The sequence below is a fragment of the Bacillus sp. FSL W8-0920 genome (assembly GCF_038593215.1).
GTDB classification, from domain to species: Bacteria; Bacillota; Bacilli; order Bacillales; family Bacillaceae; genus Bacillus; species Bacillus pumilus.
The window spans coordinates 3,204,904-3,227,926 of the sequence record NZ_CP151974.1 but is presented as its reverse complement, the minus strand read 5'-3'; the positions used below and the strand labels follow the sequence as shown (position 1 = coordinate 3,227,926).

At 42.6% G+C, this 23,023-nt stretch carries 24 protein-coding genes; 20 read left to right on the top strand and 4 right to left on the bottom strand.

Annotated elements, in window-relative coordinates; all coding sequences use genetic code 11:
• The first annotated feature begins 1 nt into the window (after position 1).
• The 4 genes from NSS78_RS16670 to NSS78_RS16655 all read left to right on the top strand — a co-directional run bounded on the left by NSS78_RS16670 (position 2) and on the right by NSS78_RS16655 (position 5,634).
• Positions 2–1,093 (top strand): DUF4097 domain-containing protein, encoded by a 1,092-nt coding sequence (locus NSS78_RS16670; RefSeq protein ID WP_050944296.1) that lies wholly within the window; start codon positions 2–4, stop codon positions 1,091–1,093.
• 6 nt (positions 1,094–1,099) lie between these two features.
• On the top strand, positions 1,100–1,294 hold the full coding sequence (locus NSS78_RS16665; protein WP_003213763.1) for a PspC domain-containing protein: 195 nt from the start codon (positions 1,100–1,102) through the stop codon (positions 1,292–1,294).
• The gene (locus NSS78_RS16660; protein ID WP_003213568.1) at positions 1,295–1,681 is read left to right on the top strand and encodes a phage holin family protein; all 387 of its coding nucleotides are present in this window, start codon (positions 1,295–1,297) and stop codon (positions 1,679–1,681) included. It begins immediately after the preceding gene.
• Positions 1,682–1,776: 95 nt separating this feature from the next.
• Positions 1,777–5,634, top strand: coding sequence for a metallophosphoesterase (locus NSS78_RS16655; RefSeq protein WP_327839624.1), 3,858 nt, complete (start codon positions 1,777–1,779; stop codon positions 5,632–5,634).
• A 29-nt stretch (positions 5,635–5,663) separates the two neighbouring features.
• On the opposite strand, the gene NSS78_RS16650 is transcribed toward NSS78_RS16655, so the two are convergent.
• From NSS78_RS16650 to nagA, 3 genes are read right to left on the bottom strand one after another with little or no spacing between them, the layout of a single operon-like run.
• On the bottom strand, positions 5,664–6,389 hold the full coding sequence (locus NSS78_RS16650) for a GntR family transcriptional regulator (protein ID WP_050944292.1): 726 nt from the start codon (positions 6,387–6,389) through the stop codon (positions 5,664–5,666).
• A gap of 24 nt (positions 6,390–6,413) precedes the next feature.
• Complete coding sequence (gene nagB, locus NSS78_RS16645; protein ID WP_212045574.1) at positions 6,414–7,139, bottom strand: glucosamine-6-phosphate deaminase; 726 nt, start codon at positions 7,137–7,139, stop codon at positions 6,414–6,416.
• Entirely contained in the window at positions 7,139–8,329 is a 1,191-nt protein-coding gene (gene nagA / locus NSS78_RS16640; RefSeq protein ID WP_050944289.1) for an N-acetylglucosamine-6-phosphate deacetylase, read from the bottom strand. Before nagA ends, nagB begins: the two co-directional genes overlap by 1 nt.
• Positions 8,330–8,506: 177 nt before the next feature.
• Here nagA and hprK point away from each other — a divergent pair, with 177 nt between their 5' ends.
• From hprK to NSS78_RS16605, 7 genes are all read left to right on the top strand, one after another.
• On the top strand, positions 8,507–9,439 hold the full coding sequence (hprK, locus tag NSS78_RS16635) for an HPr(Ser) kinase/phosphatase (protein ID WP_003212943.1): 933 nt from the start codon (positions 8,507–8,509) through the stop codon (positions 9,437–9,439).
• A gap of 11 nt (positions 9,440–9,450) precedes the next feature.
• On the top strand, positions 9,451–10,275 hold the full coding sequence (lgt, locus tag NSS78_RS16630; RefSeq protein ID WP_050944287.1) for a prolipoprotein diacylglyceryl transferase: 825 nt from the start codon (positions 9,451–9,453) through the stop codon (positions 10,273–10,275).
• Positions 10,276–10,294: 19 nt separating this feature from the next.
• Positions 10,295–11,239, top strand: coding sequence for a nucleoside recognition domain-containing protein (locus tag NSS78_RS16625; protein WP_212045573.1), 945 nt, complete (start codon positions 10,295–10,297; stop codon positions 11,237–11,239).
• A complete protein-coding gene (ppaX, locus tag NSS78_RS16620; protein ID WP_212045572.1) occupies positions 11,236–11,886 on the top strand; it encodes a pyrophosphatase PpaX in 651 nt (216 codons plus the stop codon). Before NSS78_RS16625 ends, ppaX begins: the two co-directional genes overlap by 4 nt.
• Before the next feature lies 1 nt (position 11,887).
• Positions 11,888–12,406, top strand: coding sequence for an acyltransferase (locus tag NSS78_RS16615; protein ID WP_327839629.1), 519 nt, complete (start codon positions 11,888–11,890; stop codon positions 12,404–12,406).
• Between the two features lie 69 nt (positions 12,407–12,475).
• Positions 12,476–12,904, top strand: a complete 429-nt coding sequence (locus NSS78_RS16610; protein ID WP_003213266.1) for an Rrf2 family transcriptional regulator — start codon at positions 12,476–12,478, stop codon at positions 12,902–12,904.
• 85 nt (positions 12,905–12,989) lie between these two features.
• Positions 12,990–13,631 (top strand): NAD(P)-dependent oxidoreductase, encoded by a 642-nt coding sequence (locus NSS78_RS16605; RefSeq protein ID WP_212045570.1) that lies wholly within the window; start codon positions 12,990–12,992, stop codon positions 13,629–13,631.
• 216 nt (positions 13,632–13,847) lie between these two features.
• Here the strand turns inward: NSS78_RS16605 and NSS78_RS16600 are convergent, their stop codons facing one another.
• The gene (locus NSS78_RS16600; protein WP_050944278.1) at positions 13,848–14,642 is read right to left on the bottom strand and encodes a C39 family peptidase; all 795 of its coding nucleotides are present in this window, start codon (positions 14,640–14,642) and stop codon (positions 13,848–13,850) included.
• Between the two features lie 233 nt (positions 14,643–14,875).
• Between NSS78_RS16600 and NSS78_RS16595 the strand changes: the two genes are divergently transcribed.
• The 9 genes from NSS78_RS16595 (at position 14,876) to NSS78_RS16555 (ending at position 22,894) form a co-directional block, all read left to right on the top strand.
• Entirely contained in the window at positions 14,876–16,051 is a 1,176-nt protein-coding gene (locus NSS78_RS16595; RefSeq protein WP_106029371.1) for an ATP phosphoribosyltransferase regulatory subunit, read from the top strand.
• The gene (hisG, locus tag NSS78_RS16590; RefSeq protein ID WP_003213329.1) at positions 16,044–16,685 is read left to right on the top strand and encodes an ATP phosphoribosyltransferase; all 642 of its coding nucleotides are present in this window, start codon (positions 16,044–16,046) and stop codon (positions 16,683–16,685) included. Before NSS78_RS16595 ends, hisG begins: the two co-directional genes overlap by 8 nt.
• A complete protein-coding gene (gene hisD / locus NSS78_RS16585; RefSeq protein ID WP_309215989.1) occupies positions 16,682–17,971 on the top strand; it encodes a histidinol dehydrogenase in 1,290 nt (429 codons plus the stop codon). Before hisG ends, hisD begins: the two co-directional genes overlap by 4 nt.
• Positions 17,968–18,552, top strand: a complete 585-nt coding sequence (hisB, locus tag NSS78_RS16580; RefSeq protein WP_113387401.1) for an imidazoleglycerol-phosphate dehydratase HisB — start codon at positions 17,968–17,970, stop codon at positions 18,550–18,552. Before hisD ends, hisB begins: the two co-directional genes overlap by 4 nt.
• The gene (hisH, locus tag NSS78_RS16575; RefSeq protein WP_212045568.1) at positions 18,552–19,190 is read left to right on the top strand and encodes an imidazole glycerol phosphate synthase subunit HisH; all 639 of its coding nucleotides are present in this window, start codon (positions 18,552–18,554) and stop codon (positions 19,188–19,190) included. Before hisB ends, hisH begins: the two co-directional genes overlap by 1 nt.
• The gene (gene hisA, locus NSS78_RS16570) at positions 19,187–19,924 is read left to right on the top strand and encodes a 1-(5-phosphoribosyl)-5-[(5-phosphoribosylamino)methylideneamino]imidazole-4-carboxamide isomerase (protein WP_050944269.1); all 738 of its coding nucleotides are present in this window, start codon (positions 19,187–19,189) and stop codon (positions 19,922–19,924) included. Before hisH ends, hisA begins: the two co-directional genes overlap by 4 nt.
• A complete protein-coding gene (hisF, locus tag NSS78_RS16565) occupies positions 19,921–20,679 on the top strand; it encodes an imidazole glycerol phosphate synthase subunit HisF (protein WP_212045567.1) in 759 nt (252 codons plus the stop codon). Before hisA ends, hisF begins: the two co-directional genes overlap by 4 nt.
• Positions 20,676–21,305: a bifunctional phosphoribosyl-AMP cyclohydrolase/phosphoribosyl-ATP diphosphatase HisIE gene (gene hisIE / locus NSS78_RS16560; protein ID WP_212045566.1), complete on the top strand. Its 630-nt coding sequence runs from the start codon at positions 20,676–20,678 to the stop codon at positions 21,303–21,305. The genes hisF and hisIE overlap by 4 nt, the downstream gene beginning before the upstream one ends.
• 131 nt (positions 21,306–21,436) lie before the next feature.
• Positions 21,437–22,894: a tetratricopeptide repeat protein gene (locus NSS78_RS16555; protein ID WP_050944263.1), complete on the top strand. Its 1,458-nt coding sequence runs from the start codon at positions 21,437–21,439 to the stop codon at positions 22,892–22,894.
• Positions 22,895–23,023: the final 129 nt, after the last annotated feature.

Sequence of the window (23,023 nt, the reverse complement as noted above, 5' to 3'; positions counted from 1 at the left end):
TATGAATGAAAAAGAACGCATTTTAAAATTAGTAGAAGACGGGACATTATCTGCAAAAGAAGCGATTACGCTGCTTGAAAAACTGGAGGAAAATCCATCTGTTTCATTAGAAAAATCAACGGTTGATCACACCTTTCATGAAGAAAAAGCAGGCACGGAGAGCAAAGGAACTGGTACAGAAAATCTTGGTGCAAAGCTGTTTGGCTGGTTAGATTCTGCGGTGAAAAAGGTGAAAGACGTAGATCTTGATTTGAACTTTGGACAGTCGGTCGACGTTGAGCACATTTTTCAGTTCAAAGACGCCTCGCTATCTCATTTAGATATTCAATTGGCGAACGGCAGTCTCAATGTGATGCCTTGGGACGATGGTGATATTCGAGCAGAATGCCATGCGAAAATCTACCGTGCAGAAGACGGAGAGCAGGCAAGACAGCAATTTCTCAATCAATTGGACTGCGGCCTCGAAGGGGATAAATTTTTTATCCGGACCGAAAAGAAGACGATGAAAGTCAATGTCACTTTATATGTGCCACGTATCCAATACGATAAAATCAAGGTTAAGCTGTTTAATGGTCCGATCCGCGGGGAAAAGCTAAAGACAAAAGAACTTACTGCGAAAACCACCAATGGTGTTGTCTCTTTTGCCTCTTTACAGGCGGAAAAGGTTGGAATTGAAACAGCAAATGGACAAATTAAACTGGCGGATCACGAGTGTGGTATGATTGAAGTAGAAACCATTAATGGGCTTATTGACCTGCGCGGGAAAAGTGAGTCAATTGATGCCCAAAGCTTTAACGGAAACATTGCTGTTCAGCTGTCGGATGAGAAGTGCCGTTCCATTTATGCGAAAACGACAACAGGCAGTGTGGACGTCCAGATCCCGCGTGCTTGTGCAGTGACCGCTGAGCTGAAAAGCAATCTTGGGTCTATTTCTCACGATTTGCTTGATGCAGAGATGATTAAAGAGAAAAATGAGACATTACAAAAAGAGAAAATGATCAAAGCCAACCAACAGGCAGTGAACAGTATATCCATTTTTGCAGAAACAAAAACAGGTTCAATACAAGTAAAGCACCAATCAGACAAGGAGTGATTCTACATGAAGAAGCTTTATCGTTCAGCAACAGATAAAAAAATAGCGGGTGTTGTTGGTGGACTTGCCGAATACTTAAGGGTCGATGCATCTCTGCTTCGCATATTAACGGTCATCATCGGATTTATGACAGCATTTATGCCGATTTTCTTGGTCTACTTCATCTGGTATTTTGTTGTTCCGGAAGAAGGCACTAACTAAATGCTTAGATGGATCGTCAGTATTTTAGTCAATGCATTACTTTTAATCGTCATTGCTGGATATTTTGATTCAGGCATTCTGCCAGGGCTTGGGAGCGTATATATTGAAGGGTTTGGCGCAGCCATTGTGGCAAGTATCATTTTATCCTTGCTCAATATTTTAGTGAAGCCGTTTTTGATCATTTTAACGCTTCCAGTAACCGTTCTTACACTAGGATTGTTCTTATTTGTGATTAATGCCATCACACTTATGATGACATCAAGTTTTATGGGCGATAGTTTTAATATTGATGGGTTTGGAACGGCCATTTGGATGGCTGTCATCTTATCCATTTTCCATCTGTTGATACAAAAAGGAATTGTGGAGCCGTTAGCGAAAAAAAGCTAACGGTTTTTTTTGACCCATTTTGTATCGTTTCTCCGTTTCATCTGACATAAAAACTTCCTTCAGGAGACACAATATCCGAAGGGAGGCGGTGCAAGATGGTGAACGTGAGCAGACAAATCATGCTTTTATGTTTTTTTATCATTCTTTTTTGTTTCAATCAGCCTGCTTCAGCAGGGCCTTTTATTCAAACACAGGTCAATATACCGGACAAGCCTTTTTCTCCTTTTATCTTTGATCCCTTTCATGTGGATGTCCGTCCAGTTCTAGGGGAAAAAAGCCGTGATCTCCAGTTTCGTGCGTCGATTACGGATCCGGAACAAATTTTGTCTGCGAACTTGTATTATAAACAAAGTGATGAGCTAGGGTACCGTTTGATCCCAATGGAACGGCTGCCAGGTATGAAGCCAGAATTTACAGCGAAAATTCCGCCAGATCAATTATGGAATTCAACCGTTCGTTACTATACAGAGTTTCTTACGCAAAAGTCCGTGATCAAAACGGCAGAACAATCTGTCCACTTAAATGGATTTGAAGAGGATCTTTCGCGCATTCCGGACTTAGTCATCACAGAAATTGTTGTCAATTCAAAAAATCGCAAAGGCAAAGATGCATTTGAATTTATTGAGGTATATAACACAACACATGAGCCTATCTCTCTTAAACATTATCAGCTTCGCTACCGCAATCCTGCACAAGGAACCGAAATGGATGATGTGTATTCCTTTCACACAAATCCAGTCACTCTTTCACCTGGAAAACCGTATGTTTTCTGGCTGAGGAAAAAAGGACAGGAGCATTTAACTGTAGCGGACTTCAATGCCATGTACAAAAGTCAATTAAAAGAGGGAGAGCATGTATCTGTCATCGAAAGCAAAGGGCTGTCCAACTCTAAATCTCGTCTTGTTTCCATTACAACGAATATAGGGGAGGAGATTTCTTCAGCAGCATTTCGCTTAAAGCCATCATGGTTTAGTGAGCATAAATCTTTGCTGTTCAAATATCCAATGGATGGTACTTCGCAAATGAAGCTGATCTCGAAAATTGAAGAAGAGCCTACGCCTGGCAAAGTGCTAAAAGCACAAATTCCATCTGAGAAAAAAGAAATTTCTCAAGATATCCATAAACCTGTGATTGAAGATATGACAGTGAGGAAACCAGTGAAACCAACTGAAAGCATAGAGATTAAAGCAGATGTACAGGATGATCAGGTCGTCAAAACCGTCAAGCTTCGCTATCGAACAAATCGAAAAGATGATTTTAAGGAAATACTGCTTCAAAAAGATCATAATGACCGATTATTTCATCATATTATTTACTCACCTGAGTTGATTGGTAAAGAACAATTGGAATATCAGCTTGAAGCGTCAGACGGTGAAAATACAGCAATGACGATGAAAAAAATGATTGATGTGGAGCAAGTTAGCAAAGCTCATGGCCTTCGATTCAATGTAGAAGAAGGAGATACGGTTTCAGGATTATTTCCATTAAAAGCAACGTCTGATCAGAAAAAAAGCATTGAATTATTGATAGATGGAAAGCGGAATCAGCAAGTGTTTTCTGCCCTTGAAGCAGATCCATATATTGCATTTGATGTCAAAGGGACAAATTTATATTTTAAAAATGGTGTGTCCATAGGTAAGCACTTACTTTCAATTTTTGATGATTCGACAAAAGTGTATCGTACCTATACAATGCCAATACCAGAAGCAGAAATGAAAAAAGCAGGTCTCCAATCGATCTCCTTCCATGCAGGAACAAAATCTTCTCCAGTTGATCGGTTGCCTGGTGAGAATCACGATGATTTTGAACTAAAAAACGTCCGGATGATTTTATCGAATGGAACTCAAATTCCTCCAATCAATGCAAAGCCGGAAAAAGAATGGAGAATGGGAGACAGCGGTAACGCCAAAAAGGTCAGAACATTTCAATTTGAAATACCAAAAGAAGCTTATGTTTCAACGTTTATGAAGTGGGATACAAGAAAGTTGAAAGAGGGGCCGCACCTGATTGAGGCCAAAACATCAGACGAGCATGCATCTGTACATGTGATGGTCGATAATACGGGTCCAAAAATTAAAACCAACGTCCAAACAAAGGATCCATATAAAGGAGCCTTTACGTTAAAAGCAAAGGTAACGGATCGTTGGAGTAGCATAGAAGAGATGAAAGCATATGTAGATGGCAAGCCAATTTCCTTGCCATACCAGACGTCCTCTAGCGAATTAAACCCGGGGGAGCACACGTTGACAATTAAAGCAAAGGATGCAGCGGGAAACATGTCAACGTTGAAAAAGGAATTCAAGACGGTACATGAACATCCTGAGCCACCAGAGCGTGTAGCAGATAAGACGAAAATGAAATCGTCAAAGCAAACTGTGCTCACCAAGGATCCAACGAATGATAAGCTGGATTATTCCTTTTACCGTGCGTATCAATATACATCGTTGCATCCATCAATGAACATTTTGAAATATGCAGCGGAGACAGAACCGCCAAAGAGCTTTAACGAAAAAGGAGAAATGATCTTTTCTCATGAAGAAAGGAATCGCATTGCATTTGCTGATGGTAAGTCAGTTGAAACGAAGGATTTACATCGTTTTCCCTATCATCGTTTTCAAATCAAGGTTCATCAAGATGTACGTGAAAAGGATGTCGTCGAAGCGATATGGAAAGGGAGTTCATTGACAGGGAGAAAGGTGACCATGTATGCATGGAATCATCAGCAAGAAAAGTGGGATAAAATTACTCATCATTTTGCTAAGGATCAAAAGGAATTTTACCTGAAAGGACTGCTGTCCGTCAGACAGTACATGAAGAATCATACGTTTGATTTGCTTGTACAGGATGAAATCAGTAAAACGCAAAAGCCATATAAGATGGTTTGGATGTCTGACACACAATATTATGCAAAGAGCTATCCTCATATCTTTAAACAAATGGTCGAGTGGATCAGAGACCAGAGAGAAAAGTTAAACATTCAATATGTGTTCCATACAGGTGACATTGTGGATGATTCAAAAGATAAACAATGGCAACGAGCCGATACGTTTATGCGCGTGTTAGATGAGCATCAGATTCCTTATGGTGTTTTAGCAGGAAATCATGATGTTCGACATAAGGACGGTTTTTATGCGGAATATGGGAAATATTTCGGTGAGAAACGCTTTGCAAATAAACCGTACTATGGTGAATCCTATCAAAACAATCGAGGTCATTATGATCTCATCTCTGCCGGTGGCAATGATTATATGATGGTATACATGGGCTGGGGGATTAAGCAAGATGAAATTGATTGGTTGAACCGTGTGATTTCTGAGCATCCAGACCGTATCGTCATTTTAAATTTCCATGAGTATTTGTTGGTCAGTGGCAACCGCAGTCCGATTGGCGACCTCATCTTCCACCAGGTAGTGAAACGCCATCCCAATATAGTGGCGGTATTTAGCGGTCACTATCACGGAGCGAGCAGGAAAGTAGATGAGCTTGACGATGACAAGGATGGTAAAGTAGACCGGAAAGTATATCAAATACTCGCCGATTATCAGTCAGGGCCTGAAGGTGGACAAGGGTTTATGCGATTGATAACAGCCGATCAAGAAAAAAACCAGCTTCATTTTACGACATACTCACCTTACATGAATCAAGAGCATTTCTACGATCCTAAAACGTATGGAGATCAGGATGAATTTTCAATCGATGTGGATTTGACGCCGAAAATGAAATCTGTCAAAACCAACTATTTTGAACTCAATGTGTACACAAATGTTTTGTTAGGAGAGGCGCGCGGCGTAAAAAGCGGCAAAAAAGCAAGCTTTGAGTGGAAAGGCTTAAAGCCAAACGAAGACTATTATTGGTACACCGTAGCAAAAGATCGTTTTCAAGGAAAAGCGATTTCACCGATATGGAAAATTCATACAAAAAATGATCGTGAAGAAACATTTCTTAGGAAATAAAAACAGTGCTCCTTTTATAAGGGCACTGTTTATCTTTCCATTGTATGAATGAGCTTGTAACGATCTCCTCTATAAACGGAAAGAACATATTCAAACGGAATATCATTCTGAAAATAAGTCGTTCTTGCGATTGAGAGCACGGGATCGCCTGTTGAAATAGACAGCACGTGTGCTTCTTCATTTGAAGCAACATTCGCTTCAAGCTCTTGTTTTGCATGAGCAATTGTAAGGCCTGTTTGAGTCTCTATATATTCATATATAGAGCCAGTTAAATGTTCCCTTGTTAAATCTCCTGCAAATGCTTCAGGGATATAGCTCGTTTCAATCGCCATCGGTTCATCATTTGCGAGGCGTATCCGTTTGAGTTCAAATATAGCATCGCCATTTGACAGTTGTAAGACAGGCAGCAAGTGATCTGGACAGACGGTTTTTGTGAAATCAATCAGCTGGCTTGAAGCTTTAAGACCACGCTGACGCATATCCTCTGTAAAGCTTGTTAAGCCTTGAAGCGGCTGTTCAAATTTTTTTCGGCTCACAAAGGTGCCTTTTCCTTTTTGTCGATACAAATATCCTTCATTCACAAGGTTCGATAAGGCTTGTCTGACAGTCATTCGACTTATACCAAAGCGTTCGGCATATTCTCTTTCAGAAGGAATGAGTGTATCAGGTGCTAATGTTCCATCCTCAATCTGTTTTTTCAAGTTCTCCATAATCTGATGGTACATCGGAATAGGTGACTGCTTATCAATAAACATGTGAAAATCCTCTCGTGTTTAGCTTTAGCGTAGTGACCCAGCTTCTCGATCAATCAAAATCGTCACATCTTCATGAAGTTTCAGAGAAGATGCTGGGAAGTCTGGATGTATCTCAGTCTGTTCTAAATATTGTATCACTTTCGCTTTTGATTTTCCTGATGCAAGAAGGAGAATCTTTTTACTAGAAAGAATGCTCGCAATGCCCATGGTGATGGCATGTGTAGGCACTTCATCAATAGAAGAAAAGTATCTTGCATTGGCCTGCCGGGTATTTTCATCTAGTTGCACGACATGAGTCTTTGAGTTAAACGGGGTACCGGGCTCGTTAAAACCAATATGTCCATTTTGACCGATTCCAAGAAGCTGAAGGTCGATGCCGCCTATGTCTTGAATGAGCTGATCATATCTTAAGCATTCCTTTTCTAAATCAGGTGTAGCGCCATTTGGAAGGAAATACTGATCCTGTGGAAGATCAATATGATCAAATAAATGACGTTTCATATAGGTCATATAACTATTTTCATGATCTGGATCAAGGCCTGCATATTCATCTAAATTGACTGTTTTTGTTTGTTTGAAAGACAATTGTTGTGATTGATGAAGGTGAATTAACTCTTGATACGTATCAAGAGGTGTACCGCCCGTTGCCAGGCCGAGTACGGCATCTGGTTTAGAAGCGATTGTGCGCGCGATCAGGGCTGCTGCTTCTTTTCCTAATTGTTCTTTATCTTCAAATTCAATGATGTTCATTAGTGGTTGGCCTCCTTTTTCTCAAAGACGATTTGTCCATGGCAGATCGTCATCATTAGTTCACCAGACTCATCCCAGATCACAAGGTCTGCTTGTTTTCCAACTTCAATCGAACCAAGCTGCTGATCAAGTCCTAGCTGAATGGCTGCATTAGTTGAGGTCATCTTTGCGATCTCTGTCCATTCGCAATGTGTGATCTGTTTCATCCGTTTGACGCCATCTTTCATTCGCAGAATCGATCCTGCAAGTGTACCATCTGCCAGTAAAGCTTGTTCGCCGCTCACTGTGACTGTTTGACCCCCAAATTCATACGTGCCATTTCCAAGTCCTTTTGCGCGCATCGAGTCTGTGATCATCATTAAACGATCACTTCCTTTTGCCAAATACGCAAGCTTGATGGAAAGTGGGTGGGAGTGTATCCCATCCGTAATCAGCTCAGTATGGAGATCGTCGTTTGTAAGAGCAGCTCCTACAGCGTTTGGTTCACGATGCTGAAACGAACTCAGTGCATTATAAAGATGCGTGACATGGCGTGCACCATGCTTTGCTGCTAATTCAATCATGTCATGATGGGCATTCGTATGTCCAATAGAAGGAATAATGTTTTTTTCTTGCAACAAGGAAAGAAAAGCAAAATCAGGGTCTTCCTCAGGTGCGAACGTGACAATTCGAATAAGCCGTTCAGAAGCATCCAACCATTTTTCAAAAAGAGGGCGATCGGGCTGCTGTATCCATTGAACAGGCTGTGCCCCTGCTTTATCTTTAGAAATAAAAGGACCTTCAAGATGGATACCTAAACATTGTGCCTGAACGCCTGCTTGTTCTTCATTGTATTGTTTCCACTTGGCGACATTTTTAAGTGCTTGCTCTATCTCATGATGGTTTTGAGTGATGGTTGTGGCTAAAAAACTTGTCGTTCCTTCTGACGGTAAGTTGTCAGCGAGTGTATTCATGGCTTCTGATGTCGCATCCATCATATCTGCTCCATATCCGCCATGGATGTGAATATCAATCATTCCGGGAAGTAGATAAAAGTTTTCCCGGGAAATATATACTTTTTCATAATTTCCTGTCGGTGGTGTTGTTGAAATATAGTCAATCTTGCCGTCGCGTAAACCGACAAAACCGTTTGCAATCATTTCAGTCTTTGTCACAATATGAATATTGGAGAGCAATAAAGAGCTGCTCATGATTGTGCCCCCTTTAGTCATTGTCTTTGACTTAGTTTACCCTTTTTAAGTATAGTTGTCTATACCAGTAAATGTACGGAAACAGGATCAGGATAAAATACTGTTTTGGGATCATCATTGAAAGTGATAAAATAGAGCTGTATTTCTGAATCGCCTGTGATAAAAGGAGGAAGAAGCGTGCCGAAAGTTCGTACGAAGGACATAATGGAACAATTTCATCTTGAACTGGTAAGTGGGGAAGAAGGGATTAATCGTCCCATTACAATCAGTGATCTTTCCAGACCAGGTATTGAAATGGCTGGTTATTTTACATATTACCCAAAAGAAAGAGTTCAACTTTTAGGGAAGACAGAGCTTTCTTTTTTTGAACAGCTCCCAGAACGCGAACGAAAGCAGAGAATGATGTCTCTTTGTACTGATATTACCCCTGCAATTATTTTGTCACGAGATCGTGAAGTACCGAAGGAATTAATTGAAGCTTCAAATGAAAATGGTGTACCTGTGTTACGTTCAAGCCTAAAAACGACAAGACTTTCGAGTCGTTTGACCAACTTTTTAGAAAGCAAGCTTGCACCTACGACCGCGATTCATGGCGTACTTGTTGATGTATATGGTGTAGGTGTATTGTTAATTGGAAAAAGCGGAGTAGGAAAAAGTGAAACAGCCTTAGAATTAGTGAAGAGAGGACACAGGCTGGTCGCAGATGATTGCGTGGAAATCCGTCAAGAGGATCAGGATACGCTAGTCGGAAGCGCACCAGAGCTGATTGAACATCTTTTAGAAATCCGCGGATTAGGCATCATTAATGTGATGACCTTATTTGGAGCTGGGGCTGTCAGAAGCTATAAGAGAATTACGATTGTCATGAACCTTGAGCTTTGGGAACAAGGCAAACAGTACGATCGTTTAGGACTTGAAGAAGAGAAAATGCGAATCATCGATACAGATGTACCGAAGCTGACCATTCCTGTCCGCCCTGGTCGAAACTTAGCGGTTATCATTGAGGTGGCTGCGATGAACTTCAGGTTAAAACGCATGGGACATAATGCGGCGGAACAATTTACAAGTAAACTAGCCGATGTCATTGAAGACAATGGCCAAGATGAATAGGAGTTGTCTATATGAACGAAGCGATTCAGCCAATTGATCCGATTGCTTTTCAGCTCGGACCTCTTTCGGTTCATTGGTATGGTGTGATCATTGGGGTCGGAGCCTTACTAGGACTCTGGCTCGCACTGAGAGAATGTGAGAAAAGAGGAATCAATAAAGATACGTTTATTGATTTAATCTTATTTGCCATTCCAATAGCGATTATTTGTGCACGAATTTATTATGTATCCTTCGAATGGGATTACTATCAGCAGCACCCAAATGAAATCATTAAGATTTGGCATGGCGGAATTGCCATTCATGGCGGGCTGATAGGTGCTGTGCTGACAGCGATCGTCTTCACAAAAGTGAAAAAGGTGTCCTTCTGGAAAATAGCCGATGTAGCAGCACCTAGTATTTTACTAGCGCAGGCCATTGGACGCTGGGGGAACTTTATTAATCAGGAAGCGCATGGTGAGGCTGTTTCAAGAGCCTTTTTAGAGAATTTGCATTTGCCTGAGTTTATCATTAATCAAATGTATATTGATGGGACGTATTATCACCCAACGTTCTTATACGAATCATTATGGAATCTTGCCGGTGTTGTGATCTTGATTTTATTACGTAGAACAGCGATGCGCAGAGGCGAAATCTTCTTGTCTTATTTAATTTGGTATTCAATCGGTCGTTTTTTCATAGAAGGTATGAGAACGGACAGTTTGATGCTGACAGAACATCTTCGAATCGCTCAAATGATTTCGATTGCCATTTTTGTAGTGGCTGTTCTGCTGCTGATCTTTAGAAGAATAAAAGGTCACGCATCGATCCCGTATAAAGAGAACAACTCATCGAATTAAAGCAGGGGGGATCAGAAAGATGCAGGAGACATGGAAAAACGGCTTAAAAGCAGGGCTATCGACAACTTGGACACTTGGAAAAGTCATCTTTCCGGTTACCATTCTCGTCAGTATCTTGCAGCATACGCCTATTATGGATTGGATCATTCAATTCATACGGCCATTTATGGGATTGTTTGGTCTTTCAGGAGAAGCAGCCATTCCGCTTGTGTTAGGAAATGTGCTGAACTTGTATGCGGGCATAGCGGCCATTTTGACTTTAGATCTTCCTGTGAAGGAAGTGTTTATTTTGGCCGTGATGCTGTCCTTTTGTCACAACCTGATCATCGAATCGACTGTGGCAGCAAAGGTTGGACTGAGAGTGTCTGTCATTTTGCTGGTCAGAATCAGTCTTGCTGTTGTTTCGGCTATTGTCATTCATCTCGTTTGGCAGGGAGGCCAGGAGCCGGCACAATATGGACTGCTGACAGCAGCCCAAACGGCTGATGTGCCTTCCAGCTGGTACATGATCGTCCTTGTCGCTTTACAAAAAGCCGTACTCGGTGTGCTCCAGCTCGCCTGTATCGTCATCCCTCTCATGATCATCATTCAATTCATGAGAGATTTAGGATGGCTCCATACGCTGTCTAAGTGGCTGTCTCCATTTACGAGAATGCTTGGAATGAAAGAAAATACGTCGATGACGATGGTCGCTGGGTTAACCATTGGTCTAGCATACGGAGCTGGCGTGATGATGAAGGCAGTGGAAGAGGACGGCGTGAGTAAAAAGGATTTAACCCTTGCTTTCATTTTCCTTGTTGCCTGCCATGCAGTAGTCGAAGACACGCTGATATTTATTCCACTTGGGATTCCTGTGTGGCCGCTTCTTGTCATCCGTCTGATATCTGCTATTTTATTAACAGCTGCCATTAGCTATATTTGGCGAAAGCGCGAGCTCGCAGTTGTTAGAAAGGAAGCCATATGAACGAATCAACTGTTAACACCGTGCTATTTGATTTAGATGGCACATTAATCAATACTAATGAATTAATTATTGCTTCATTTCAACATACGCTTGATCATTATTACCCTGATCAGTACAGCCGTGAAGAGATCCTCCATTTCATTGGTCCGTCATTATTTGATACATTCTCTGCGATGGACCCTAATCTAACGGATGACATGATTCAGATGTACCGTACGTTTAATCATGAACAGCATGATCTGCTCGTGACTGAATATGAGACTGTTATAGATACATTGAAGGTTTTGCAGGATCGAGGATTTAAGCTTGGAATTGTCACAACAAAGATACGTGACACAGTGTTAATGGGATTGAAGCTGACCGGTTTAGAGCCATTCTTTGAAGTGATTGTGACGCTCGATGATGTCCAAAATGAGAAGCCGCATCCGGAGCCAGTCCAGCTGGCATTATCCAAGCTTGGCAGTGATCCACATGAAGCGGTGATGGTCGGCGATAATTATCACGATATTTTGTCTGGTCAAGCGGCAGGGACAAAAACAGCAGGTGTTGCTTGGTCAATTAAGGGAGAAGAGGCCCTTTTAAAGCATCGCCCTGATTTTATGCTAAAGAAAATGAGTGATCTTCTGGCGATTGTTGGAGCTGATTGAGTTGAGAAAAACAGATCGATATCCTGTAAAAGGGGTCAATTCGTTACGACAAGTCTATCAGACGGTCCCCTTTTTCAAAGTGGTGAAAAACTTTATTTTCATTCAAATCGCACGGTACACGCCTTTTATGGGAATAAAAAATTGGATATACCGAACCTTTCTTCGTATGAAGGTTGGCGAAGATACAGCGTTTGCCTTAATGGTCATGGTGGATCTCATGTTTCCTGAGAAAATCACGGTCGGTCGAAATTCGGTGATTGGCTATAACACAACCATTTTGACCCATGAGTATTTGATTAAAGAATACAGACTTGGGGAAGTCTATATTGGGGATGAAGTCTTAATTGGAGCCAATTCCACCATTTTACCTGGTGTGACCATTGGGGATGGGGCGATCGTGTCGGCTGGTACACTTGTTCATAAGGATGTTCCAGCAGGCTCATTTGTTGGAGGAAATCCAATGCGCATGATTTATACGAAAGAAGAAATGAATGCACGTCAATCTACGTCTGCTGAGTAGCTCGGCAGACTTTTTTGTTGACAATATGTTATGGTGTAACTATAATGATTACAACAGAGGTGAGAAAACATGAAAATCAGCAGCAGATTTACTGTCGCTGTCCATATTCTGGCCTTGCTATCACTTGAAAAAGGATCATTACAGACATCGGAGGATATCGCGGGAAGTGTGAATACAAACCCAGTGGTCATCCGCCGTATTATGAGTAAATTAAAAAAAGCAGGCCTAATCTCAACGAGTCTTGGCAAAGGCGGTTCTCAGCTGAACCGCAGTGAAGACGATATCACGCTGCTTGATGTGTATAAAGCGGTTGAGGTGGTGGATGAGGGCGAATTGTTTCAAATCCATGAAAGCCCAAATCCTGACTGTCCGATCGGTGCAAATATCCAGGCTGTGCTTGAGTTAATCTTGTGCCGCGCTCAAAGTGCGATGGAGCAAGTGCTTGCTGAGATCAAATTAAGTGAACTAACGCAGGTGTTAATCAAAAAAATTGGATGATCTATTCAATTTTTTTTACCTCTGTTGTAACTAAATCGGTTACACCTTTATTTATTAAATAAAATCATTTACAGGAGGAATTCATATGAAAATCGGCATTATTGGCGCTACAGGTAAAGCAGGACAGGAAATTGTAAAAGAGGCTCAATCAAGAGGACATGAGGTAACAGCCATCGTTCGAGATGCGAAAAAAGTGACAGATTCATCCGTAGCTGTTATTGAGAAGGATGTGTTTCATTTACAAGCAGAAGACATCAAAGGCCTTGATGTCATCGTCAATGCATTTGGCGCACCTGCTGGACAAGAGCACCTTCACGTAGAGGCAGGGAAAAAGCTGATTGATATTTTGAAAGAGGTACCCGGTACCCGTTTAATCGTTGTGGGCGGAGCGGGCAGTCTTTTTGTTGATGAAGCCAAAACAACAAGACTTGTTGATACACCGGAATTTCCAAAGGAGTATGTGCCTACTGCTTCACAGCAAGGTGAAAACTTAAAAGACCTTCAACAAACCGAAGGATTAAAATGGACTTTCCTCAGCCCTGCTGCATTCTTTGATCCAGCTGGCAAACGCACAGGTTCTTATGTGAAAGGGAAAGACCAACTGATTGTCAATTCTAAAGGTGACAGCTATGTGAGCTATGCCGACTACGCCATTGCGCTTGTCGATGAAATTGAGCAGGCTGCCCATGTTGGAGAACGTTTTACGGTTGTATCTGAAGCAGAATAAGCAATTCGTTGCCGCTAAAAACGATGAGTGAGGAGTTTAACGATCAAGAATTATCTCTCATTTTTATTAAAAAAGGTTGTATGCTTCAGTGTAGGCGGAGGAGTAATGACAGCTGAAAAGCTTGAGAACAGTCTGAAGGAAATACTATCATCATGAAAAAACCCATCCTCTATTCGGATAGAGGATGGGTTTTCATGTTTTCAAAGAGAAATTGTTCTATGCTTTAATGATAATCGCCTGCCTGCCCATCTGTTCCCAAGAATCTTCAAACTGGTCGCGATCGACTTTTTGATTCTTTTCTCCGTATGGGTTATTTAAGTAGACATGCTCCTTGTCATAGCCTGTGATGACCACGCTATGCATATTAAAGCTTACATCTATTTTGCCATTTGGTGTATTCCATGTTTCGATGTTATCTATTTTGTCAAAGGTGGATGTGGTAATCACCCAAACAGGATACCCTTTTTCAAGTGATTGATAGATGGCCTTTTTGACAGGTTTTCCGCTTAAATCGACGACTTGAGCGCCCGCATATTTTTTCGCAAGCTGATAAATAGGTTCATGGTATACACCAAGACCTGGTCCATTCTCCATATCGCCTACAAATCCGTCATGGGGGTCTCCTTTTAAGCCATTTTCATAATTGAGTGGAACACGTTTAATTTCATTTGCCAATGCGTCTTTCGTCACTTGCTCGTAGCCGCTGTAATGAAGAAGCATCGCTAAGCTTGTAACTTCGCATCCATTATAAAGCTTTGGGGCATCCATTTGATTGTAAAGGATGACGTCCATGGCTTTTTTGCTTCCTTTTAAGGAAGAGTAGGTGGTGTCTGTTTTTTTCGTTGATCGTGTTTCTTCAGCTGCGAGTGCTGTATCGTTTTCTTTTTCTTTGGCTGCTTCGTGTGGTGAAGCTGTCTTTTTGACTTGGTCGATTTGTGTCACGTATATAAAGCCGAAATAAACAAGGCATGCGCACAACAAAGTTAAGATTAATGTCTGGATGAACTTCACTGTAATCTCCTGTTTTATTCAATATTTTTATGTATTATAGCACGTTCTTTCATCGAACATATAGAAAAGGGACAGGTGTCACTTGAATGTAATAATTCCACTAATTTTTCATGAAAATAGAGAGAAAATAAAAATGATTGATTTAATTACTTTATTTTGTTAGCATATTATCATATTAGCGAACTAAAGGATTCGGAATTTTTTGTTTTAATGTGTTGGAGGTGCAGAAGAACATGTTTATGTTTGAGAAACCATATGGTATGCGGGATTCATTACCAGGATTGTATGAGACGAAGAAAAAAGTGAGACATTCCTTAACAGAGGTCATGAACGGTTGGGGTTACCGGTTGATGGAGACACCAACGCTTGAATTTTACGATACAGTCGGTGTTCAATCGGCGATTACAGATACACAGCTCTTTAAGCTTTTAGATCAGAACGGGCAAACCCTTGTACTCAGACCTGATATGACGGGACCTATTGCGAGAGTGGCAGCATCAAAGCTTCATGAACAGGCGTATCCGCTTCGCGTTGGGTATGCGGCCAATGTGTTCCGGGCACAGGAAAGAGAAGGCGGAAGACCATCAGAATTTGAGCAGGTCGGAATTGAGTTAATTGGAGACGGTTCGATTAGTGCAGATGCTGAAGTGATCGCGCTTGTCGTATTCGCATTAAAAAATGCTGGGCTCAAATCCTTCAAAATCGCGATTGGGCATGTCGCTTTAGCAGAGACGTTATTTGTAGATGTACTGGGAAATACAGAGCGTGCAAACGTTCTTCGCCGATTCTTATATGAAAAGAATTATGTAGGGTACCGTCAGCATGTGAAGCAATTGCCACTCTCCTCCATCGATAAAACGAGGCTGTTACAGCTTTTAGAATTAAGAGGCGGCCAGGAAGTCACAGAGCGGGCAGAGGAAATCGTCGTTTCACAAGAAGGAAAAGAGGTGCTTACGCAGTTAAAGTCGCTTTGGGAGACACTTGAAGATTACGGCTGTACAGAATATATCCGTCTAGATTTAAGCATGGTGAGTCATATGAGCTACTACACGGGTATTTTGTTTGAAGTATTTGCAGATCATGTTGGGTCAGTCATCGGAAGTGGCGGCAGATATGACCAATTGCTTGCTCATTTTGATGCACCTGCGCCAGCTACAGGATTCGGACTTCGATTAGATCGTCTGCTTGAAGCACTTGATGCAAAAGAAATCAATGAACCGCAGGAGGCAGTGATTTTTAGTAAAGAACAACGGCTGGAGGCTTTTGCTTTTGCAGAAAAGGAGCGGTCAAAAGGGAAAAAGATCGTCTTGCAAGACTTAGCAGGGATTGAAAATATTGACGCGATGACCAAGGCATTTGAGCAGGTGACTTATTTTATCGGCGCTAGAAAGGGAGAACAAAATGGGTAAAGTATTGACGATGGCGATGCCAAAGGGCCGAATATTTGAAGAAGCCGCAGGGCTGTTAAGGCAGGCAGGATATCAACTGCCAGAGGAATTCGAGGATTCAAGAAAGTTAATCATCGATGTACCGGAAGAAAACCTCCGCTTTATTTTAGCGAAGCCAATGGATGTGACGACTTATGTAGAGCACGGTGTAGCAGATGTTGGCATTGCAGGAAAGGATGTCATGCTCGAAGAAGCTCGTGATGTGTACGAGGTGCTTGATTTAAACATCAGTAAATGCCATTTAGCGGTTGCCGGATTGCCGGGAGCTAGCTGGGGCGGTGTCGCACCGCGTGTGGCAACAAAGTACCCAAATGTTGCATCTTCCTATTTTAGAGAGCAAGGGGAGCAGGTGGAGATCATTAAGCTGAATGGTTCCATTGAATTAGCACCGCTCATCGGACTCGCCGATCGTATTGTAGACATTGTCTCTACAGGTCAAACACTCAAGGAAAACGGACTTGTTGAAACGGAGCATATTTGTGATATTACATCACGGTTTATTGTCAATCCTGTGAGCTATCGGATGAAGGATGCGGTGATCGATGAAATGGCGCAGCGCCTTGCAAGAATCATTGAAGGGGAGGAAACATCATGAACATCACCTATATACAAGAAGGTGAGACAGAGACACTCTCGCTCAAACGGACTTTAGATACAGGCACGGAAGAGCAGCGCCTGGCTGTTCAGCGGATTATACAAGAAGTGAGGCTAAATGGTGATCAAGCGGTACAGTCTTTTACAAAGCAATTTGATGGGGTGCTGCTTGAAGATCCGCTTGTCACAGATGAGGAAATGACAAAAGCCTCCGAACGTTTGGACCCAGCCATGATTCATGTGATCCAAACGGCTATCCATCATATTCGCACATACCATGAGCGTCAGCTGACATCCTCTTGGTTTTATCACCAGCAGGATGGCTCGATGCTCGGACAAAAGGTGACACCACTTGAGGCAGTTGGTGTGTATGTCCCCGGCGGAACAGCTGCTTATCCATCATCTGTTTTGATGAATGTGATTCCCGCGCTTGTCGCTGGTGTTCAGCGAATTGTCCTTGTGACACCCCCAGGGAAAAACGGCTACCTCTCTGACGCTGTACTCGTTGCTGCGAAGGAGCTCGGCATTACAGAGATGTATAAAATGGGCGGTGCACAGGCGATTGCGGCACTTGCCTATGGAACAGAAAGCATCCAGCCTGTTGATAAAATCACAGGTCCAGGCAACATCTATGTCGCACTGGCAAAGCGGGAAGTATTTGGTCAGGTAGACATTGATATGATTGCCGGTCCTAGTGAAATTGCGGTTCTAGCAGATGACACGGCCATAGCATATGAGGTGGCGGCCGATCTACTTTCTCAGGCAGAGCATGATGCGCTAGCATCTAGTATTTTGGTGACCCCGTCTAAGACACTTGCTGAAAATGTGCGAGCTGAGGTGCAAGCGCAGCTGGACACCTTGCCAAGAAAATCAATCGCTGCACAATCCATACAACATCATGGCCGTATATACGTGACAGATTCCATGGATCGTGCAGTAGACGTCGTCAATCAGTTAGCGCCAGAGCATTTAGAGGTGCTGACAGCATATCCAGAATCATTTCTTGGTCAAATCAAGCATGCAGGGGCGATTTTTTTAGGGCGTTATAGCCCTGAGCCGGTGGGCGATTATTTTGCAGGACCGAATCACGTGCTGCCAACCAACGGAACAGCCAGATTTTCTAGCCCGCTTGGTGTGACCGATTTTCAAAAGAAAACAAGCATTATTTCATATAGTCAAGAAGCCTTTGAGACACACAGGGATAGCATTGCGGCTTTTGCTAGGTTAGAGGGGCTCGAAGCACATGCAAGGTCGATTGAATCGAGAAAGCGGGGGGAATCGTCATGAGACAGGCGGAAACAGCGAGACAAACAAATGAAACGAATATTTCGTTATCGTTAGAGATTGATGGGGAAGGAAAAGCGGATATTCAAACAGATGTCCCTTTTATGACACACATGCTCGATCTATTTACGAAGCATGGACACTTTAATTTGACCGTCGATGCGAAAGGAGATACAGATGTTGATGATCACCACACAACAGAAGATATCGGCATCGTGCTTGGGCAAATGTTTAAGGAAGCGTTAGGTGATAAAAAGGGAATCAAGCGATATGGCTCCAGTTTTGTTCCAATGGATGAAACGCTTGCTCAGGTCGTGGTCGATTTAAGCAATCGTCCTCATTTAGAAATGAGAGCGGCCTTTCCAAGTCAAAAGGTCGGTACCTTTGATACAGAGCTCGTACATGAGTTTCTTTGGAAGTTTGCGTTAGAAGCTCGTATAAATCTTCATGTAATTGTTCACTATGGAACCAATACACACCATATAATTGAAGCTATTTTTAAAGCAATGGCACGTGCTTTAGATGAAGCAACAACCATTGATCCACGTGTGAAAGGGATTCCTTCAACAAAGGGGATGCTCTAATGATCGGAGTCATTGATTACGGAATGGGAAATTTGTTCAGCGTATCAAAAGCACTGGAACGAGCAGGTGCCCGTTATATCGTCTCCTCTGATGTGGAGGAGCTCAAAAAGGCAGATGCTTATATTTTGCCTGGGGTCGGTTCGTTTCGAGATGCGATGCAGCTGTTAAAACAGACAGGGCTTGAGGCGTTTATCCACCAAGTAGTGCAGGAAGGAAAGCTGCTATTTGGCATTTGTCTTGGGATGCAGCTGTTATTTGAAGAAAGTGAAGAGGCAGGGCGTACGAAAGGTTTGGGGCTGCTAAAAGGGCGTGTCGTTCTTCTAAAGGATCGTGACCAGGGTGGGCAAAGGCTGAAGGTGCCTCATATGGGGTGGAATGAGCTCACATTTCATCAGCCCTCCCCATTGTTTGACGGGGTACCGGAAGGATTTGCGTACTTTGTTCACTCTTATTATGTGAGGGATATGAATCCAGAAGAGCAATTAGCAAGCGCAGACTATGGCGTTCAAGTACCAGCAGTTGTTGGTAAGGGAAATGTGCTAGGCGCACAGTTTCACCCTGAAAAAAGCAGTACAACGGGCATGGCGCTGCTCAAACAATTTATTCAATTAGCAAACGAACAGAGGGTGAACAAATGAGTGAATTTACATTGTATCCAGCGATTGATATGAGAAATGGCAAATGTGTACGGCTCGTGCAAGGAGATTATGATCAAGAAACCATTTATGGAGATTCGCCGCTCGATATGGCGACGCGATTTGCAAATGAAGGAGCAAAGTGGATTCATCTCGTTGACCTAGATGGTGCGAAAGCGGGGAATCGCGTGAATCATGAGCATGTGCTGGCGATTGCTTCATCCTTAGATGTAAATGTACAAATTGGCGGCGGCATTCGGACAGAAGAAGACGTTGCCTTTTATATAAACAATGGTGTAGCTAGAGTCATCCTTGGCAGCTCGGCTGTTTCTAACCCTGCCTTTGTGAAAAAAATGCTTGCGCAATATGGGGAGAAAATAGCGATTGGCATCGATGCGCGAAATGGCTTTGTATCGACTGAGGGGTGGCTTGAAACGTCGAAAGTGAAGGCGGAGGATCTCGGCAAAGAATTGGCAAAGGAAGGCGCGGAGGTCTTTATTTTCACAGATATTCAAATGGACGGCATGCTGGCTGGTCCTAATGTAGAAAGTACAGTTCGCTTAGCAGAAGCTACTGGCAAACAAGTCATTGCCTCAGGCGGTATCAGTTCGGTAGCCGATCTCCAAAAGCTGTCATCACAAAAACAGTCAGGCGTTTCTGGTGCGATCATTGGAAAGGCACTTTATACGGAGCGGTTTACTTTAGCTGAAGCAATTGAAGGGCTTGACCGCGTATGATGACAAAACGAATCATCCCATGTCTCGATGTGAAGGAAGGTCGTGTGGTCAAAGGGGTGCAATTCCTCGGCTTAAAGGATGCTGGTGATCCGGTAGAATTAGCGCAGATATATGATGAGGAAGGGGCGGATGAACTCGTCTTTCTTGATATCTCTGCCTCTCATGAAGGCCGGAAAACGATGGTGGATGTGGTCAAGCAAGTGGCGTCCACTCTTGCCATCCCTTTTACGGTAGGCGGCGGAATTAACCACCTTGATGACATGAAGCGCATATTAAGAGCGGGTGCAGACAAAGTATCTGTGAATACAGCGGCAGTTTTAAGACCAGAACTCATTTCAGAAGGCGCCGATTTTTTTGGTTCCCAGTGCATTGTCGTCGCAATAGATGCAAAGTACGATGAAGAGAAAAAAGCGTACATGGTTTATACACACGGAGGGCGTCGTCAAACGGATATAGAGGTTAGCGATTGGGCAAAAGAAGCCGTGCTGAAGGGGGCAGGAGAGATTTTGCTGACAAGTATGGATGCCGACGGTGAGAAAAAGGGCTTTGATCATCAATTAACAAAGCTTGTGTCAGAAGCTGTCACCGTACCTGTCATTGCTTCAGGAGGCGCTGGCAATGCTCAGCATATGCTGGAGGCATTTACAAAAGGAGAAGCGGATGCAGCTTTAGCGGCTTCCATTTTTCATTATAAAGAGACTTCAATTCAAGAGGTAAAGACATACTTGAGAGAACACGGGGTGAAGGTCAGATGAAACAGGCAAACGAATTATCCTTTAATGAGGCAGGCCTGATACCTGCGATTGTACAGGATGCTCAAAGTAAGGAAGTATTGACATTGGCGTATATGAATCAAGAATCCTATGAAAAAACACTAGAAACAGGAGAAACATGGTTTTACAGCCGGTCAAGAAACGAGCTTTGGCACAAAGGCGCCACATCTGGACATACTCAGCGAGTCACATCCATTCGATATGACTGCGACAAGGATGCTCTGCTTATTCTTGTCACACCAAGTGGACCAGCGTGCCACACTGGCAGCTATAGCTGCTTTTCGGAAGAAGGCGTGAAGCGTCAAACGGAAGAGCAGGATCGTTTTGCCATTTTAAATGGACTTGAACAGGTGATTGCGAAACGTCAGGCAGAAATGCCAGAAGGCGCTTATACAACCTATCTATTTGAAAAAGGGGTCGATAAAATCCTGAAAAAGGTAGGGGAAGAAGCGTCAGAGGTCATCATTGCGGCGAAAAACCGGGATCAAGAAGAATTGAAATGGGAAACAGCTGATCTTCTGTATCACCTGCTTGTGTTATTACGTGAACAGCAATTGCCGCTTGATGATGTATTAAAAGTATTAAAAAAACGTCATCAAAGTGAGTGAAAAGCCGGGGGCACCTCCGGCTTTTTATTTCCCAAGTGAAAAACAAATCCTTCCTTTTCTTTTGTTCTATGTGACGACTCTTGAAGTATGTTATACTACACACGGTACACTGTTCGAAATGGAGGGTATCAGTGAGTAAATACACTTCTCAAAATAATCACACACAAGTCGTCCAGCTATTCCAAGATGGGCATTACTTTTTTCATAAAGGTCTAAAAGCTTATAGAGAAAGAAATCTATCTAAAGCGAGTAAGCTCATACAGCGGGCTATCGTACTGGAGCCTGAAAATGTAGAAATGCTGTCACAGCTTGCTATTATTTATACTGAAATGGGTCATTTCCAACAATCAAATGAACTGCTTGATTTCATCCTTGAACATATTGATGAAAATATGTCTGAGTGTCACTATTTTAAAGCCAATAATTATGCGAATCTAGGACTCTTTCAAGAGGCATATAAGTCAGCGACTGCCTATGCTTCATTAGAAGAGAACGGGGAATTTGCAGATGAAAATGATGACCTTCTCGACCTGCTCGATATGAGTGACGAAGAGGACGAAGATTTTCCTTACGATCAGGATGACCTGATTGTGAAGCAGGATCAAGCAAATCACTTACTGGAAAGCGGCAGGCTTGATGAAGCCATTGAGATGCTGGAACAGATGATTGTTGAGTATCCAGAATTTTGGTCAGCGTATAATAATCTCGCATTGGCCTATTTTTATTCTGGTCAAATCCATCAGGCAAAAGAGATGCTGAACCGGGTTCTACATGAAAATCCGGGTAATCTGCATGCCCTTTGCAACCAGCTAGTCTTCTATCATTATGAAAAAGAAGAAGAGAAGGTCAATACGTTAGCAAAGCAATTAACGCACGTGTATCCAATATTAAGTGAACAGCGTTATAAGCTTGGCGCAACATTTGCCCTAGTTGGAGAATTTGAATGGGCCTTTAAATGGCTTTATTCTTTGTACAAAACAGGCTTTCAAGGAGATAGTACATTTTTATACTGGCTCGCAAGCGCAGCTTATTATACAGGTCACAAAACGCTTGCACAGACGGTTTGGGATAAGATGGTCGAAGAAGATATCGATGCAGATGAAATCAAGCCGTGGCAGGATAAACCTGAGGAGACTGAGCCAATGGTCTCCATTGAGGAGCGGCTGACGGCGTACTATGTAAGCAAACAAAAAGGGGAACGTGACGTTCTTCAATCTGTCCTTGATGCACGCGCAGCGAAAACAGCTTTTGAACAGCAATTCATTGAACTGCTCTTATACGAAGATGAAATGGAAGAACGGTCTTTTTCAGAAGATGCGGTTTTCGCAAAACAGGCGGCATCCAGCTTGGAAGAAGCTGTTCAGCCTGACAGCCATATGCCTTATTTTTGGTTATTCCATATTATTCAGCAGGCACGTGCTTCTGGCGTAGATAAGAAAAATGCGCCTGCATGGGCAGCAGCATCCTATTATTTATGGATGCAGGAGCAAGAAGAATCTATGAGCAAAAAAGAGATTGCAGCCTCTTTTCAAATCAGTGTTCAAACACTGTCTAAATATGAACAAGTCATTTGTACATTAATTGATTAAATAGGTAAATAGATTTAGAAGATTGCAGCATGGCCGAAAAGGTCATGCTTTTTTCTTGGATAAAAAGGTGTGATTTGCAAGGATTTGGCGAAGTATGACAATCACGACATGTTTTTGAAACATAAATGT

Excerpts from the sequence above, each read along its gene's own strand:
- NSS78_RS16670 (WP_050944296.1), top strand. The coding sequence starts at position 2 with ATGAATGAAAAAGAACGCATTTTAAAATTAGTAGAAGACGGGACATTA.
- NSS78_RS16665 (WP_003213763.1), top strand. The coding sequence starts at position 1,100 with ATGAAGAAGCTTTATCGTTCAGCAACAGATAAAAAAATAGCGGGTGTT.
- NSS78_RS16660 (WP_003213568.1), top strand. The coding sequence starts at position 1,295 with ATGCTTAGATGGATCGTCAGTATTTTAGTCAATGCATTACTTTTAATC.
- NSS78_RS16655 (WP_327839624.1), top strand. The coding sequence starts at position 1,777 with ATGGTGAACGTGAGCAGACAAATCATGCTTTTATGTTTTTTTATCATT.
- NSS78_RS16650 (WP_050944292.1), bottom strand. The coding sequence starts at position 6,389 with ATGTTTATTGATAAGCAGTCACCTATTCCGATGTACCATCAGATTATG.
- nagB (WP_212045574.1), bottom strand. The coding sequence starts at position 7,139 with ATGAACATCATTGAATTTGAAGATAAAGAACAATTAGGAAAAGAAGCA.
- nagA (WP_050944289.1), bottom strand. The coding sequence starts at position 8,329 with ATGAGCAGCTCTTTATTGCTCTCCAATATTCATATTGTGACAAAGACT.
- lgt (WP_050944287.1), top strand. The coding sequence starts at position 9,451 with ATGAACGAAGCGATTCAGCCAATTGATCCGATTGCTTTTCAGCTCGGA.
- NSS78_RS16625 (WP_212045573.1), top strand. The coding sequence starts at position 10,295 with ATGCAGGAGACATGGAAAAACGGCTTAAAAGCAGGGCTATCGACAACT.
- ppaX (WP_212045572.1), top strand. The coding sequence starts at position 11,236 with ATGAACGAATCAACTGTTAACACCGTGCTATTTGATTTAGATGGCACA.
- NSS78_RS16610 (WP_003213266.1), top strand. The coding sequence starts at position 12,476 with ATGAAAATCAGCAGCAGATTTACTGTCGCTGTCCATATTCTGGCCTTG.
- NSS78_RS16605 (WP_212045570.1), top strand. The coding sequence starts at position 12,990 with ATGAAAATCGGCATTATTGGCGCTACAGGTAAAGCAGGACAGGAAATT.
- NSS78_RS16595 (WP_106029371.1), top strand. The coding sequence starts at position 14,876 with ATGTTTATGTTTGAGAAACCATATGGTATGCGGGATTCATTACCAGGA.
- hisG (WP_003213329.1), top strand. The coding sequence starts at position 16,044 with ATGGGTAAAGTATTGACGATGGCGATGCCAAAGGGCCGAATATTTGAA.
- hisD (WP_309215989.1), top strand. The coding sequence starts at position 16,682 with ATGAACATCACCTATATACAAGAAGGTGAGACAGAGACACTCTCGCTC.
- hisB (WP_113387401.1), top strand. The coding sequence starts at position 17,968 with ATGAGACAGGCGGAAACAGCGAGACAAACAAATGAAACGAATATTTCG.
- hisH (WP_212045568.1), top strand. The coding sequence starts at position 18,552 with ATGATCGGAGTCATTGATTACGGAATGGGAAATTTGTTCAGCGTATCA.
- hisA (WP_050944269.1), top strand. The coding sequence starts at position 19,187 with ATGAGTGAATTTACATTGTATCCAGCGATTGATATGAGAAATGGCAAA.
- hisF (WP_212045567.1), top strand. The coding sequence starts at position 19,921 with ATGATGACAAAACGAATCATCCCATGTCTCGATGTGAAGGAAGGTCGT.
- hisIE (WP_212045566.1), top strand. The coding sequence starts at position 20,676 with ATGAAACAGGCAAACGAATTATCCTTTAATGAGGCAGGCCTGATACCT.